At 57.0% G+C, this 12,925-nt stretch carries 14 protein-coding genes; 6 read left to right on the top strand and 8 right to left on the bottom strand.

Features of this window, described 5'->3' with window-relative positions; translation table 11 throughout:
- Position 1 precedes the first annotated feature (1 nt).
- Complete coding sequence (locus tag ACR0IU_RS10540) at positions 2–1,975, top strand: lytic transglycosylase domain-containing protein (protein ID WP_480716213.1); 1,974 nt, start codon at positions 2–4, stop codon at positions 1,973–1,975.
- Here the strand turns inward: ACR0IU_RS10540 and ACR0IU_RS10535 are convergent.
- Together ACR0IU_RS10535 and mnmC2 are read right to left on the bottom strand one after the other, a co-directional pair.
- On the bottom strand, positions 1,940–2,818 hold the full coding sequence (locus tag ACR0IU_RS10535) for a DMT family transporter (protein ID WP_480716212.1): 879 nt from the start codon (positions 2,816–2,818) through the stop codon (positions 1,940–1,942). The genes ACR0IU_RS10540 and ACR0IU_RS10535 overlap by 36 nt on opposite strands.
- Positions 2,815–3,480: a tRNA (5-methylaminomethyl-2-thiouridine)(34)-methyltransferase MnmC2 gene (mnmC2, locus tag ACR0IU_RS10530; RefSeq protein ID WP_480716211.1), complete on the bottom strand. Its 666-nt coding sequence runs from the start codon at positions 3,478–3,480 to the stop codon at positions 2,815–2,817. Before mnmC2 ends, ACR0IU_RS10535 begins: the two co-directional genes overlap by 4 nt.
- 55 nt (positions 3,481–3,535) lie before the next feature.
- On the opposite strand from mnmC2, the gene ACR0IU_RS10525 reads away from it, so the two are divergent.
- Both ACR0IU_RS10525 and ACR0IU_RS10520 read left to right on the top strand, forming a co-directional pair.
- Positions 3,536–4,570, top strand: a complete 1,035-nt coding sequence (locus ACR0IU_RS10525) for an NAD(P)/FAD-dependent oxidoreductase (protein WP_480716210.1) — start codon at positions 3,536–3,538, stop codon at positions 4,568–4,570.
- Complete coding sequence (locus ACR0IU_RS10520; protein ID WP_480716209.1) at positions 4,567–5,046, top strand: GNAT family N-acetyltransferase; 480 nt, start codon at positions 4,567–4,569, stop codon at positions 5,044–5,046. Before ACR0IU_RS10525 ends, ACR0IU_RS10520 begins: the two co-directional genes overlap by 4 nt.
- A 3-nt stretch (positions 5,047–5,049) precedes the next feature.
- Here the strand turns inward: ACR0IU_RS10520 and ACR0IU_RS10515 are convergent, their stop codons facing one another.
- From ACR0IU_RS10515 to ACR0IU_RS10505, 3 genes are all read right to left on the bottom strand, one after another.
- A complete protein-coding gene (locus tag ACR0IU_RS10515; RefSeq protein ID WP_480716208.1) occupies positions 5,050–5,592 on the bottom strand; it encodes an NADPH-dependent FMN reductase in 543 nt (180 codons plus the stop codon).
- A gap of 96 nt (positions 5,593–5,688) precedes the next feature.
- Entirely contained in the window at positions 5,689–6,360 is a 672-nt protein-coding gene (locus ACR0IU_RS10510; protein WP_480716207.1) for a YiaD family glycine zipper/OmpA-like lipoprotein, read from the bottom strand.
- Positions 6,361–6,478: 118 nt separating this feature from the next.
- Positions 6,479–7,171, bottom strand: a complete 693-nt coding sequence (locus ACR0IU_RS10505; RefSeq protein WP_170476214.1) for a helix-turn-helix transcriptional regulator — start codon at positions 7,169–7,171, stop codon at positions 6,479–6,481.
- A 104-nt stretch (positions 7,172–7,275) separates the two neighbouring features.
- On the opposite strand from ACR0IU_RS10505, the gene ACR0IU_RS10500 reads away from it, so the two are divergent.
- Positions 7,276–7,467, top strand: a complete 192-nt coding sequence (locus tag ACR0IU_RS10500) for a hypothetical protein (RefSeq protein WP_170476216.1) — start codon at positions 7,276–7,278, stop codon at positions 7,465–7,467.
- 2 nt (positions 7,468–7,469) lie between these two features.
- Here ACR0IU_RS10500 and ACR0IU_RS10495 read toward each other — a convergent pair whose 3' ends face one another.
- Positions 7,470–8,117 carry an RluA family pseudouridine synthase gene (locus ACR0IU_RS10495; RefSeq protein WP_480716206.1) on the bottom strand — a complete coding sequence of 216 codons (648 nt, stop codon included), beginning with the start codon at positions 8,115–8,117 and terminating at the stop codon, positions 7,470–7,472.
- 97 nt (positions 8,118–8,214) lie between these two features.
- On the opposite strand from ACR0IU_RS10495, the gene ACR0IU_RS10490 reads away from it, so the two are divergent.
- Positions 8,215–8,625 carry a nuclear transport factor 2 family protein gene (locus tag ACR0IU_RS10490; protein WP_480716205.1) on the top strand — a complete coding sequence of 137 codons (411 nt, stop codon included), beginning with the start codon at positions 8,215–8,217 and terminating at the stop codon, positions 8,623–8,625.
- A gap of 77 nt (positions 8,626–8,702) precedes the next feature.
- Positions 8,703–9,338: an SGNH/GDSL hydrolase family protein gene (locus ACR0IU_RS10485; protein WP_480608335.1), complete on the top strand. Its 636-nt coding sequence runs from the start codon at positions 8,703–8,705 to the stop codon at positions 9,336–9,338.
- Here ACR0IU_RS10485 and rarD read toward each other — a convergent pair.
- Together rarD and ACR0IU_RS10475 are read right to left on the bottom strand one after the other, a co-directional pair.
- Positions 9,329–10,234 (bottom strand): EamA family transporter RarD, encoded by a 906-nt coding sequence (gene rarD / locus ACR0IU_RS10480; RefSeq protein WP_480716204.1) that lies wholly within the window; start codon positions 10,232–10,234, stop codon positions 9,329–9,331. The two genes, ACR0IU_RS10485 and rarD, sit on opposite strands and share 10 nt — an antisense overlap.
- Positions 10,235–10,394: 160 nt before the next feature.
- Positions 10,395–12,848, bottom strand: coding sequence for a GcvT family protein (locus ACR0IU_RS10475; protein WP_480716203.1), 2,454 nt, complete (start codon positions 12,846–12,848; stop codon positions 10,395–10,397).
- Between the last annotated feature and the right edge of the window lie 77 nt (positions 12,849–12,925).

Genomic DNA, 12,925 nt, shown 5'->3' with positions numbered 1-12,925 from the left:
GATGAGACGTATTCTGTCGCTTGGAATAGCGATGATTCTGGCGTTGGTGCTACAGCCGCATGCCACTCGGGCGGATGCGATGCAGGATTTGCGCGCGGGGCTCTATGAGATGCGCAAGGGCGACTGGAATGCCGCGCTGCGCGTGGCAGGTCACCGTGGATCGGTGGCGCGGGACATCATTGTCTGGCATTGGTTGCGCGAGGGTTTTGGCAGCTCGGGTGACGTGCTGGTATTTCTGGAGCGGCGTCCGGATTGGCCCGGTCTGGCCTGGTTGCGCCGTAAGAGCGAGCCATCGTTCACCGCAGCCGATCCGGATCGGGTTCTGAATTTCTACGAGGGGATGCCTCCGCAAACCGCCGAAGGCGCGTTGAACTATGCCGTGGCATTGAAAAGCAAAGGCCGCAACGGTGAGGCCGAAGCCGACATCGTAACGGCGTGGCGGACAATGCCGATGGGGTCAGGTCTGCAAAAGAGCTACCTGGAGAACTTTAGCAAACTCCTGAAACCGCATCACGAGGCGCGATTGGACCGGATGCTGTGGGACGGGCATTTGGTCAGTGCAGGGCAGATGCTGCCCCTTGTCGATGCCGACTATCGCAAACTGGCCCAGGCCCGTATTGCCCTGCAAAAACGCCAGAACGGCGTGGATGGCAAGGTCGCTGCCGTACCTAAGGCACTGGCCAAGGATCCCGGTCTGGCCTTTGATCGTTTCGTGTGGCGGGATCGAAAGGAACTGGACGACAGTGCCATTGATCTGATGCTGGCACGTTCCACCGGACCAAAGTCGCTGGGCGAGCCTGACAAATGGGCGGAAGGCCGGCGTCGGCTGGCGCGGCTCGAGATGCGTACCGGTGATGCAGAGCGCGCCTATGCGATTGCCGCAAATCATCACATGACGCCTGAAATGGGCTATGGCTATGCAGATCTGGAATGGCTTTCCGGATTTCTGGCCCTGCGCAAACTGAATGATCCGGCCACAGCAGTACGGCATTTCCAGAATTTCTCGGGTGCCGTGCAATCGCCGATCTCGAAGGGTCGCGGTGGATATTGGCTGGGTCGTGCCCACGCGGCGCAAGGTGATGCGGACAAGGCGCACGAGGCCTATGCAGAAGGCGCAAACTATCAGACCTCGTTCTACGGATTGCTCGCTGCAGAGCAGATCGGCCGTCCGTTTGACAGCGAATTGGCTAATCCGCGCCGTGCACCGCATTGGAAACAGGCCGCGTTTGCGGACTCAAGCGTGCTTGAGGCTGGGTTGCTATTGCTGCGCGCTGGCGAGGGTAACCTGTCTGAGCGGTTCCTGACCCATCTGGTAGAGAGCCTTGATCAAACGCAAGCCGCTCAGTTAGGTGATCTCGTAATCGAACTGAATGAGCCGCATCTGGCCGTTATGATCGCCAAACGAGCTGCGACCACCGGCATGGTTTTGCCTGCCGCCTATTACCCGGTGCATCCGGTGGCTGATATGGGTCTGCCCATGGCGAAGGAGATGACACTTGCAATTGCCCGACGTGAAAGCGAGTTCGATCCAGTTGTTATCAGCGGCGCTGGCGCGCGCGGATTGATGCAGGTCATGCCAGCCACTGCCAAACTTGTGGCGCAGGATCTGGGCATTCTTGGCGGGCACAAGACAGGGCGTCTGACCTCGGACTGGCAGTATAACGCCAAACTGGGGGCGAATTATCTTGCGACACTGGCCGAGGACTTTAACGGAAATGTTGTGATGATGGCCGCTGGTTACAACGCCGGGCCAAGGCGTCCAATCTCGTGGATGGAACGCTACGGCGACCCGCGTCGGGGTCAGGTGGACGTGATCGACTGGATCGAAACCATCCCGTTCAAGGAAACGCGCAACTATGTGATGCGCGTCGCTGAAAGCCTACCGGTCTATCGCGCGCGGCTAGGTCAGCCAGCGCTCCCGGTGCCATTCTCACAGGAGTTAACCGGCTCGACTCTTTCGTCTTTCGCGCCATAGGGTGAACAGACCCGCGGCAATCACAATTGCTGCGCCCAGAACCACCTCAGGGCGCAGCGTTTCGTGGAAGATCGTGATGCCCAGAATGGCGCTCCACATCAGATGGAAATAGGCGAAAGGTTGCACTGCGCTGGCCTCGGCCATCTCATAGCATTTGATCAACAGCCAATGCCCCAACGCGCCTGTGATGCAGAGCAGACCCATCCATAGCCAGTCGGTTCTGGCCATCGGTTCCCAGAACCACACTCCAACAGCCGTCATTGCGACTGCGCCAGCCACACCGGTCCAGAAAAAGCTGGTCGCGGTACTGTCGCGCCGTGCGGCGTACCTAGTCAGAAGGCCGTAAACCGCGAACATGAATGCCGAGATCAATGGCACCACGGCCCAGGGGTTGAACACTCCCGCACCGGGCTGGAGGATTATCAGGACGCCGATGCAACCGACACCGATGGCGGCCCAGCGGCGCCAGCCGACTTTCTCGCCCAAAACAGGGCCGCTGAGGGCGGCGATCAACAGCGGATAACAAATGAAAACTGCCTGACTTTCGATCAGCCCCAGAATGGTGAAACTGAAAACTGCCACGCAAATCTCACCGGCCAGCAAAAGGCCACGGAAAATCTGCAGCCCGAGCTGCTCGGTTTTCGCCGCCGTCCGCAGCCCCCCTGTTGACCTTGCAGCGACGGCAATCACAAAAGCGGCAAAGAACCAGTACCGGATCATCACAACCATGTAGGTGTTGTAGGTGCCCGCCAGATGCCGTGAGATCCCGTCCTGTAGCGCAAAGACAATCGTTGCTGCGATCATCAAGGCAATACCAGCATTAACATTGTTTTTCTGACTCATGTCTTCACCGCCCGCGTCATATGCCGCTTGCGACCAAAACCGGGCGAGCGTATCACCTCGAACCCGGCATCAGACAAACCGCGACGCACAAGACCGGCGGCTGTATACGTTGCCGCAGTGCCATCTTGGGCCGTGTGATCAGCAACCTGCTGCATCAGGTCAGCGCCCCACAGTTCGGGGTTCTTGGCCGGTGAGAAGCCATCCAGAAACCACGCATCTGCAGTGTCATCCCAATTGGGCAATGTCTCACGCGCGTCTCCGACCATGACTTCAAAATGCAATGTGTCCAGCACACATTTCTGCCCATTCCAGGCATTCAGAAAGCGCTCAGCCCACGGCGCCACCTCGGGAAAGGCCGCCAAAGCGCGCGCCATATCATCGGGCGCCATCGGATAGGCTTCGAAACTCGTAAACCGCAGAGGAGAGGTCTGCCCCGCTGCTTCCCACGCCGACCAGACGGTTAATAGGTTCAGCCCGGTGCCAAAGCCCAGTTCGGCGATTTGAAATCCCGGTGCAAAGCGCGCAGGCAGGTCATTGCCCGCCAGAAACACATGTCGCGTTTCTTCCAACCCGTTTTGCAACGAGTAGTATGGATCATCGAACCGATCAGAGACCGGAATCTGATCCTCTGTCCAAGTGAGTTCGGCACGCTGGTCTGCCATCGGGGAATCCTGTAGCTAAGCGGCGCGACACTGAACAAGGAAAAGGGGATTGGCAATGGTCGATGTGACGGTGCGCGGCGCAGGGATATTTGGCCTATCCATCGCCTGGACCTGCGCAAGACGCGGCGCCAATGTCCAGATCGTTGATCCCTTTGGCCCCGGGGCGGGCTCCAGCGGCGGCTTGGTCGGCGCGTTGGCACCGCACGTCCCCGAAAACTGGAACGCTAAAAAAGCGTTTCAGTTCGAAAGCCTCATCATGGCCGAACCGTTCTGGAAGCATGTCGAGGCCACAGGCGGGGTGTCACCGGGATACGCGCGGCTTGGCCGGCTGCAACCCATTGCAGACGCTCGGACATTGGACTTGGCCCGCGCACGCGAACTAACGGCCAAGGAACTCTGGCAGGGACAGGCCGACTGGAACGTCAGAGCGCTGGAAGAGATCGGCGCGTGGTGCCCGCCCAGCCCGACAGGATTTGTTATTCATGATACGCTTAGTGCGCGCATGCACCCTCGGCGTGCCTGCGCCGCATTGGTTGCAGCGCTTGCGGTAATGGGAGTCGAGGTCACCACAAATGTCCCCGACAAAGGGCAAGTCGTCCACGCAACAGGGCTTGCAGGCCTGCAGGAACTCAGCGCAGCATTTGGTAAAACAGTCGGTAATGGCGTTAAGGGACAGGCGGCGCTACTGCGATTTGATGCGGGTGCCGTCCCGCAGCTGTTTGCTGATGCTATTCACTTTGTACCCCATACGGATGGCACACTCGCCATCGGTTCAACATCCGAGCGTGAGTATGATGACCCAACTGGCACGGATGCGGCATTGGAAGAGTTGCTGGATCGCGCGATGCGGGCAGTGCCGGTGTTGCACGGGGCCGAGGTGATTGAGCGTTGGGCCGGTGTTCGCCCGCGCAGCAAGAGCCGCGCGCCAATGTTGGGTGCACATCCGTTGCACAAAGGACAATTTATCGCAAATGGTGGCTTCAAAATCGGCTTTGGCATGGCCCCGAAGGTAGCTGAGGTCATCGCCGACCTAATTCTCGACAATCGCGATGCAATTCCAGATGGTTTTCGCCCCGAGGCGTCGCTGTGAACACCACATACCCTGAACCCACACGACTGAACCGCGACAGCCTTGTGCTGCCTGAGGTATTACGCCTGATCCGTGAAAGCTTTGCGTATATGGAAGGTCGTATTGATCCGCCTTCTTCAATGCACCGCCTAACTCTGGAAAGTCTGCGCAGGCAGATCGATGAGGGCGAGATTTGGGTGATCGGAGACCGCCCCGATGCTGTTGTTTTTCTGACACCCAAACCGGGTCGATTATATCTTAGCAAACTGGCTGTAGACCTTCGCCAGCGCGGTCGCGGTCTGGCCCGTATACTAATCGAACAAGCTCAGGTCCAAGCACGCAGGTACGGGTTTGACATACTGGAACTACAGTCCCGGGTTGAGCTTGTCGAAAACCACGCGACTTTTGCCCGGCTTGGATTCTCAAAGACCGGTGAGACGGCCCATCCGGGCTTTGATCGGCCGACCTCAATTACCATGCAAAAAAGGTTGGGCTGAAGTTCAAAACCCGGCTTCGGCCCGCAGCTTCTTCATCAGCGCGTTCAGTGTGTTTTCGTAGCGCTCATTAGACAATCGTCCTTCACTATCGAATTCGTTGGAACTGTCGGCCAAATGCAATTCAGGCCCCTGCAGAATGCGAGGCTGAAAAGGAACCATGAAAGACCGCAGGATCATCTGAGCCCGCTCACCGCCGGCACGACCGGCTGCAGCAGACATCACTGCCACAGGCTTATCCATCCAAGGCCTGCCGCTGGTCCGGCTAACCCAATCCAGCGCGTTTTTCAGAACACCCGAAGGCCCCTTGTTGTATTCCGGCGTCGAAATGATCACCGCATGAGCCTGCGAAATCTGATCAGCCAACACATGTACCGCTTCGGGGATACCCTCACCAAGCTCAACATCGCCGTCATAAAGAGGCAGATTCAAATCTGCCTCGATGAACGCACCGGCATCAAATAAACGCGCAGCCTCGCGAAGAAGTTTGCGATTGGTGGCATCTTTTCGCAGTGAGCCGGAAAGGCCAAGAAGGATCGGTTCGGACATGGGGAAACTCCGCTGTGGTGTTTCCCTCTTGTTAGACCGGGATGATCCTGAACCAAAGCCCACGTGACGCGCAGTCACTGTGCGCGAAACATCCGGTCAGGTATTGCTGCTGGGAACGACCACAATCTCAACCCGTCGGTTCTGGGCTTTTCCTTCCGGTGTCAGGTTCGACGCAATCGGATTGTTTTCACCCTGCCCCACGGTCGTGATGCGGGAAAAGCTAACACCGTTGGCCTGCAGAATATCGGCGACAGCATTCGCGCGACGCTCGGACAGACCCAGGTTGTATGACGCCTCTCCGTCACTGTCGGTATGACCGATAATCTGCACGTTCGAGTTCGGGTAGTTGACCAGGTTCTGCCCCACCTTCACCAGATCAGCGCGGAGGGCCGGACGCACGGTGGAGCTATCTGTATCGAAGGTGATATCATTCGGTACCGTAACGATCAGGCGGTCACCCGCGTTGACGATAGTGATGCCGTCATTGGCCAGCTGTTGCCGTAACTCAGCCGCCTGTCGGTCAAGCTGGTTGCCGATCACGCCACCGCCTGCGGCACCGATCGCACCGCCGGCCAGCGCCCCCAGCAACGGATCTGAATCATTAGCGATTGCGCCCACACCCGCACCGATCAGACCCCCAAGCAATGCGCCTTGTTTCGCATTCTTATTGGGATCTTCTTGCACGGTTAGAGTGGCGGGGTCGGTACACGCAGCCAAAAAAAACGCCGAACACAGCCCGGCTGTTAGTACACATTTGGAAATCGTCATAAATTCACCTTCTGCTCACGTACCCGTTCACCGGGTTTGCCTCGTTGCGCGCAGTATAACATGGTGAGAACAATGGGCCTCAAGCAACAATTGGGTGAGATCGGCGAATACTCGCCATTTAGGCTGCTCCGACAGGGTCGCTCCAGTGATTTTGCTCCTGCCAGATCGCGCGCAATGGCTCTCCCTGCCCACAAAAGTGATCTTCCGTCAATTCGCAGGCCCAAATCCGATCGGTGCGGAAGTGGCGGAACCCATTTCTCAGCTCGCACCAAGCGGCCAACATTGTGCATTCAATGTGGTAGATCAGGGCAACGGGTCGCACCGTTCGTTCGCTGCGTTCACCTTCCGAATTCACATAGGTGATGCGGATCTTTTGTTCAGCCCTGATCGCTTCTCGATAGTTTACGACTGGCACACAGCCCTTTTCAGGATCATCCATAGGAGCCCCCCATGGAGCAACCTGCAGCCAATCCGCAGGAACCCGTAACGCTTCGATCTTGCGACACACCCTGTCTGCGGCTTGCTGCAGGGTGCTGTCGCCCGTACGCGCCAACATCGAAAGACCGACCCAAAGGGCCTCAACCTCTTCGGCGTCAAAATTCAGTGGCGGCAAATCATATCCCCGCCGCATCAGATATCCGACACCCGCCTCACCCTCGATGGGCGTGCGCTGCGCCTGCAACGCAGCAATATCACGGTAGACAGTACGCACCGACACCTCGAGCTTTGCAGCCAGCGCATCAGCAGTCACAGGTGTCTCGGCAGCACGCAAAATCTGTATGATTTCGAACAGACGGGTTGAACGGCGCATCAGAAGCTCCTTGCGATCTGCTGACAACTTAGCACACCCCACTGACAAGGTGGTGTCAGGAGTGTTGAGCGAAGATAGGTCAAACACCAATCAGGAGATTGCCCATGCCTTACCTCGACAATCACGTCATGATGACCCTGAAGTTAGATCGCTGGTCTCAGGATCACGTATTACGCGGCTTCGAAATCGAGCGCGAACTGGCTGCTGCCCGAGAATGCAAAGCCGCGCGACCCATCAAGCGTACCAAGCGGTTTTCTTTGGGTAATCTGAAAATGCTGTGGACTAGCACCGCCTAACTTTAAAACTCAGCTGGGGCGCGGAATTTCATTGATACACCGCCTTCTGGGTTTTTCAGTCGCAATTCTTCGGAATGCAGCATTAGCCTCGGAAAATCGCGCGCTGCGCCGTCCGCGTAAAATGGATCACCTAGGATCGGATGGCCCAGCGCCTGCATATGTACACGCAATTGATGCGATCGCCCGGTTTTGGGAAACAGGCGGATACGGGTCGACTGACCTTCGTGTTTTACAACACGCCATTCGGTGATCGCTGGCTTTCCCGTCTCGCGACACACCATCTGGCGTGGGCGATTGGGCCAATCAACGATCAAAGGCAAATCCACAGTCCCCGTTTTCGCTTCGACCTGTCCCCAAACACGGGCGATATAGGTCTTACGGGTCTGACGGTTTTCAAACTGCAGCCCCAGATGCCGCTGCGCATGCGGTGTCTGGGCAAAAACCATGACACCCGATGTGTCCCGATCCAAACGATGCACCAGCAGAGCCTGAGGAAACGCGGCCTGGACACGGGTCAGCAGGCAATCAGCCAGATGCTCCCCCCGTCCGGGCACAGACAGCAAACCCGATGGCTTGTTCACCACGATCAACTGTGTGTCTTCATACAGCACGTCCAGAGGTGTTTGCGGGGGATCATAGGTCTCGCTCATGCGCGCCTGCCTATCCCAGCACGTCACCTCCCGCAACGTCGTCCTTGCCTGAACGAAACGGTTCAGCAACTCTCGGGTCAACAAGAAGGAAGATGGCATGCACCCGACGATCAAACGAATGCAGGACGTTGTCGCAAAAGGCGATGAAAGCTTGATCCACGAGTTGCTGGCAGAGGACGTGCGGTTTTTGCCCCCAACCTATTATAGCGCCTGGACAGGGCGTGAACCGGTTGCGGCGGTTCTTGGTCATGTAGGTCAGGTATTCTCGGATTTTCGGTATCGCCGGATCATGGGTGACGGCAACGATTGGGCGTTGGAGTTTCAATGCAAGGTCGGAGATCTGGACGCAGTCGGGGTTGATTTGATCACTTTGAACGCGGATGGCCTCATTCAAGATTTCGAAGTTGTCATGCGCCCCTACAAGACTGTCGGCGCCCTGCGTGAAGCCATGATGGCGCGGGTCATGAAAGATGCGCGTTTTCTGAAATTCAAGGATGCGCTGAACTGAAGATGCCTTTCCCTGTTGCTGCGGACCAAATTCTCCGCGTCCCGTTATTGCCCGTACTGGCTGTTCAGGGCCACTCTGTGCGACGCAATGCTCGCTTGCTGCCTGAACCAGAAGGTCCTCGCGAAGGGCGTGAAGGGCGCGGTCCACGATTGCGCTTGTTGATTGCCGGGGACAGCTCGGCCGCCGGTGTAGGCGCAGGCACGCAAAAACAAGCGCTGTCGGGGCAATTGGTCAGCCTACTGGCAACACACCACACCGTAGAATGGCGGTTGGAAGCTACGACCGGATATACCACGCAAGATACAATCGACCGATTGCAGAGACTAAAAGACCAATTTGATGTGGTGGTGACGGCCCTTGGCGTGAATGACGTAACCCGTGCCGTGACCGCACAACGCTTTGAAGATCAGCAATCACGCCTTCTGGCCTTGCTGACCGGGCGAATCGGAGCCCGAAATGTAATCGTGACGGCCGTTCCCCAGATGGCGCGATTCCCAGCTTTGCCTCAGCCCTTGGCATGGGTATTGGGGCAACAGGCCGCGCGGTTGGACCGAGGATTGCAAAAGGTGGCTGCTGGTTTCCCGCAGGTTTCCCATCTGTCATTGAATCTGCCCGACGATCCGTCCCTCGCCGCCCCGGATGGGTACCATCCAAGCCCTAAAACCTATGCGATCTGGGCTGCCGAAATCACTCGACTTATTCGTCAGGCCTGAGACCGTATCTGCCGGATCATCGGAATCGAATACACGACCAACCCGGACCAAATCAAAGGGAAGGCAATTATTCTTGCCTGGTCAATATGTTCTCCGAACAGGGTGATCGCAGTGATAAAGATCATAGTGGGCGCGATGTACTGCAATATGCCCATGGTCGACAGGCGTACCAGTTTTGCCCCGTTTGCATAGATCAACAAGGGTACGGCTGTTACGATACCCGCACCTGCCAGCAACAAAGTGTCTGACGCAGCCGCCCCAAAATGCCCCGTTCCACTAGCGCCCAACCATGTAACATAGGCCAAAGCCGGGATAAGCAGGATCAGGACTTCAAGCAAAAACCCCTGATTGGGTCCAATCGGAAGAGAGCGTTTGAAGAATGCATAGAATCCCCAACTGACCATCAATCCCAAAGCAGCCCAAGGCAGGCTTCCGGCTTGAAACCCTAGAACCAACACGCCCAATGCGGCCAGCCCGACTGCGACCAATTGTGTACGGGTTAAGGGTTCGCGTAGCAGGATCGCCCCGAGCGCAATACTGAACAAAGGATTCATATAGTAGCCAAGTGCCGCATCCAGCGCGTGGCCAGATGAAATCGCCCAAACATAAATCGCCCAGTTCACCGAAATCAAAGCCGCAGTCAGCGCTGCCATGCCCAACATCTTCGGATTGCGAAGTGCAGCTTTAAGATCACCGGTACGCCCAAGCGCAACCAACAGCAACCCAGCCACCGGAACCGACCAGATGACGCGATGTGCAACGACCTCTATCGGGCCGATATGTTCCATCGCCTTCATGTACAGCGGCAGGAAGCCCCAAAGGACATAGGCCAATACGGCCAGCACAAGCCCTTTGGGCGTATCCGTGTTGTTTGGCGTTACAGGGGTCTCTGCCACGATGGGTCTCCGGCTGATACTGTATTTCTCTACGGCAAATCAGACGGGCTTGGGAACCATCAAAACTGTGAAGCCGGTCATCAGGAATCCTGATATGTTTCATCTGAAACAGGCAGGCCAAACAAACAATTCGGGGCGCCACAGCGCCCCGACAGTTTGGCTATACTTTTACGCGTTCGGACTTTGGGTCGTACATCGGTTTGAGCGATGCCTCAGCTTTCACTTTCACGCCGCAAACGTCTATTTCATAGCTCGAAGCCAGAACATCTGCCGCTTTCTCGCCTTGGCAGGGTACATAGCCCAGACCAATCGCGCCGCCGAGTGTATGCCCATAGTTGCCAGAACTGAGATACCCCACATATTCTCCATCGCGTATGATCGGCTCATTGTGGAACAACAGCGGCTCGGGGTCGGTCAGCTTGAACTGGACCAAACGGTTTTGAGGCCCGCATTCTTTGCGGGCTATAACCGCCTCACGCCCAATGAAATCACCGCCCTTATCCACTTTGACGGCAAAGCCCAATCCTGCATCGACCACGTGATCTTCACAGGTGATGTCATGGCCAAAATGGCGGAAGCCCTTCTCGATACGGCAGCTGTCCATCATGTGCATACCACAAAGCTTCAGGCCCATATCCCGGCCGGCGTCATGCAGTGTTTCGAACACGTGAGCCGCCATGTCGGATGAAATATAGATCTCCCACCCAAGCTCGCCCACATATGTCACGCGGTGGGCACGGGCGAGGCCCATACCGATCTCAATCTCCTGCGCGGTGCCAAAGGGGTTGGTCGCGTTCGAGAAATCCGCTGGTGAAACCTTTTCCAGAAGTGCGCGGGCATTTGGCCCCATGACAGCCAGAACGCCTTCGCCTGAGGTAACGTCCGTGACGACGACATTGAAATTGCCGGCATGGCGTATCATCCAGGTCTGATCCGCCAGACGGGTCGCCGCTGGGGTGACGACCAGATAGGCGGTCTCGGTCAGGCGCGTGACGGTCACGTCAGCTTCGATGCCACCAGCACGGTTCAGGAACTGGGTATAGACGATCTTACCATTGGGCACCGAATAATCGCCGCCACCAATATAGTTCATGAATTTCTCGGCATCCGGCCCTTCGACACGGATTTTACCGAAGGACGACATGTCGTACATGCCTACATTTTCGCGCACTGCACGGTGTTCTGCGGCCGCGTTTTCAAACCAGTTCTGGCGCTTCCAACTATATTGGTATTCACGTTCCTGTCCGTCATTGGCAAACCAGTTGGCGCGCTCCCACCCGGCAATTTCGCCCATGACCGCACCCTGTTCCAGCAGATGATGGTGAAATGGTGTCCGACGGACGCCCCGTGCGGTAGCCTTTTGGCGGTAGGGGTAATGGTCAGCGTAAAGCAGGCCAAGCGTTTCTTTCGAACGCTCAAAGAGGTATTGTTTATTGCCCTGAAAGGGCTGCATGCGGCTGATGTCCACATCGCCCAGATCAAATGGCTTTTCACCCGAATCCATCCATTCGGCCAGTGCCATGCCAGCCCCGCCCGCCGACTGAATACCGATTGAGTTGAACCCGGCCGCGACCCAGACATTGTCCATCTCGGGTGCGAGGCCCAGATGATAGGCGTCGTCCGGTGTAAAGGATTCAGGACCATTGAAGAAGGTGTGAATCCCGGCCTCGGCCAGCATTGGCATCCGATTGCAGGCTGCTTCAAGGATGGGTTCGAAATGGTCGAAATCTTCAGGCAATTGGTCAAATTCGAAACTGTCAGGGATGCCGTTCATTGCCCAGGGCTTGGCATTCGGCTCAAACGCGCCCAGCAGGATTTTCCCTGCATCCTCTTTGTAGTAGGCGCATTCGTCTGGCACGCGCAGCACGGGCAATTGGGTCAGACCGTCGATCCCCTCGGTGACGATATAGAAATGCTCGCAAGCGTGAAGCGGTACGTTCACACCTGCCATCTTGCCAACCTCGTGGCCCCACATCCCTGCGCAGTTCACCACCATGTCGCACTCGATATGGCCCGAAGCGCTGCCATCATCTGCGACCCAATCAACGCCCGTCACCTGACGGCCTTGCTTGACGATGTCGGTGACTTTCACACGTTCCTTGACGATACCACCGCGCTGACGCGCGCCTTTGGCCAAAGCCAGAGCGATATTTGCCGGATCACCTTGCCCGTCCAATGGCAGGTAAACTGCCCCTTTAACCCCTTCCAGGTTCAGATGGGGATACAGCTCTTGCACACGGTCATTGCCGATCTCTTCAACCTCCACCCCGAAAGCGCGGGCCATAGCGGCCTGACGATAGATCTCTTCCTTACGCTCGTCGGTCAAAGCGACCGTGATCGATCCGCAGCGCTTGAACCCAGTGGCAACACCGGTCTCTTCTTCAAGCGCGCCGTATAGTTCCTGGCTGTACTTGGCCAGTTTGGTCATGTTCGCCGTCGCGCGCAGCTGCGCGATCAGTCCCGCCGCGTGCCATGTCGTACCGCTGGTCAGTTGCTTGCGCTCCAACAGAACGACATCGCCCCAACCTTTCTTGGTCAGATGATACGCAACCGAACATCCAATGACGCCGCCGCCGATGATGACCACTCGGGCCTTGGTGGGAAGATCAACCATCCTGACGTCTCCGCTGATTCAGGTTTTCTGCAAAATGCCACGAAGGATCGACAATAAAAGCATCAAAAGCGTCAGCT

The sequence above is a fragment of the Ruegeria sp. CL5 genome (assembly GCF_056536485.1).
The sequence above is the reverse complement of the archived record's forward strand: the minus strand, read 5'-3'. Positions and strand labels throughout refer to the sequence as shown.

Excerpts from the sequence above, each read along its gene's own strand:
- ACR0IU_RS10540 (WP_480716213.1), top strand. The coding sequence starts at position 2 with ATGAGACGTATTCTGTCGCTTGGAATAGCGATGATTCTGGCGTTGGTG.
- ACR0IU_RS10535 (WP_480716212.1), bottom strand. The coding sequence starts at position 2,818 with ATGAGTCAGAAAAACAATGTTAATGCTGGTATTGCCTTGATGATCGCA.
- mnmC2 (WP_480716211.1), bottom strand. The coding sequence starts at position 3,480 with ATGGCAGACCAGCGTGCCGAACTCACTTGGACAGAGGATCAGATTCCG.
- ACR0IU_RS10525 (WP_480716210.1), top strand. The coding sequence starts at position 3,536 with ATGGTCGATGTGACGGTGCGCGGCGCAGGGATATTTGGCCTATCCATC.
- ACR0IU_RS10515 (WP_480716208.1), bottom strand. The coding sequence starts at position 5,592 with ATGTCCGAACCGATCCTTCTTGGCCTTTCCGGCTCACTGCGAAAAGAT.
- ACR0IU_RS10510 (WP_480716207.1), bottom strand. The coding sequence starts at position 6,360 with ATGACGATTTCCAAATGTGTACTAACAGCCGGGCTGTGTTCGGCGTTT.
- ACR0IU_RS10505 (WP_170476214.1), bottom strand. The coding sequence starts at position 7,171 with ATGCGCCGTTCAACCCGTCTGTTCGAAATCATACAGATTTTGCGTGCT.
- ACR0IU_RS10500 (WP_170476216.1), top strand. The coding sequence starts at position 7,276 with ATGCCTTACCTCGACAATCACGTCATGATGACCCTGAAGTTAGATCGC.
- ACR0IU_RS10495 (WP_480716206.1), bottom strand. The coding sequence starts at position 8,117 with ATGAGCGAGACCTATGATCCCCCGCAAACACCTCTGGACGTGCTGTAT.
- ACR0IU_RS10490 (WP_480716205.1), top strand. The coding sequence starts at position 8,215 with ATGCACCCGACGATCAAACGAATGCAGGACGTTGTCGCAAAAGGCGAT.
- ACR0IU_RS10475 (WP_480716203.1), bottom strand. The coding sequence starts at position 12,848 with ATGGTTGATCTTCCCACCAAGGCCCGAGTGGTCATCATCGGCGGCGGC.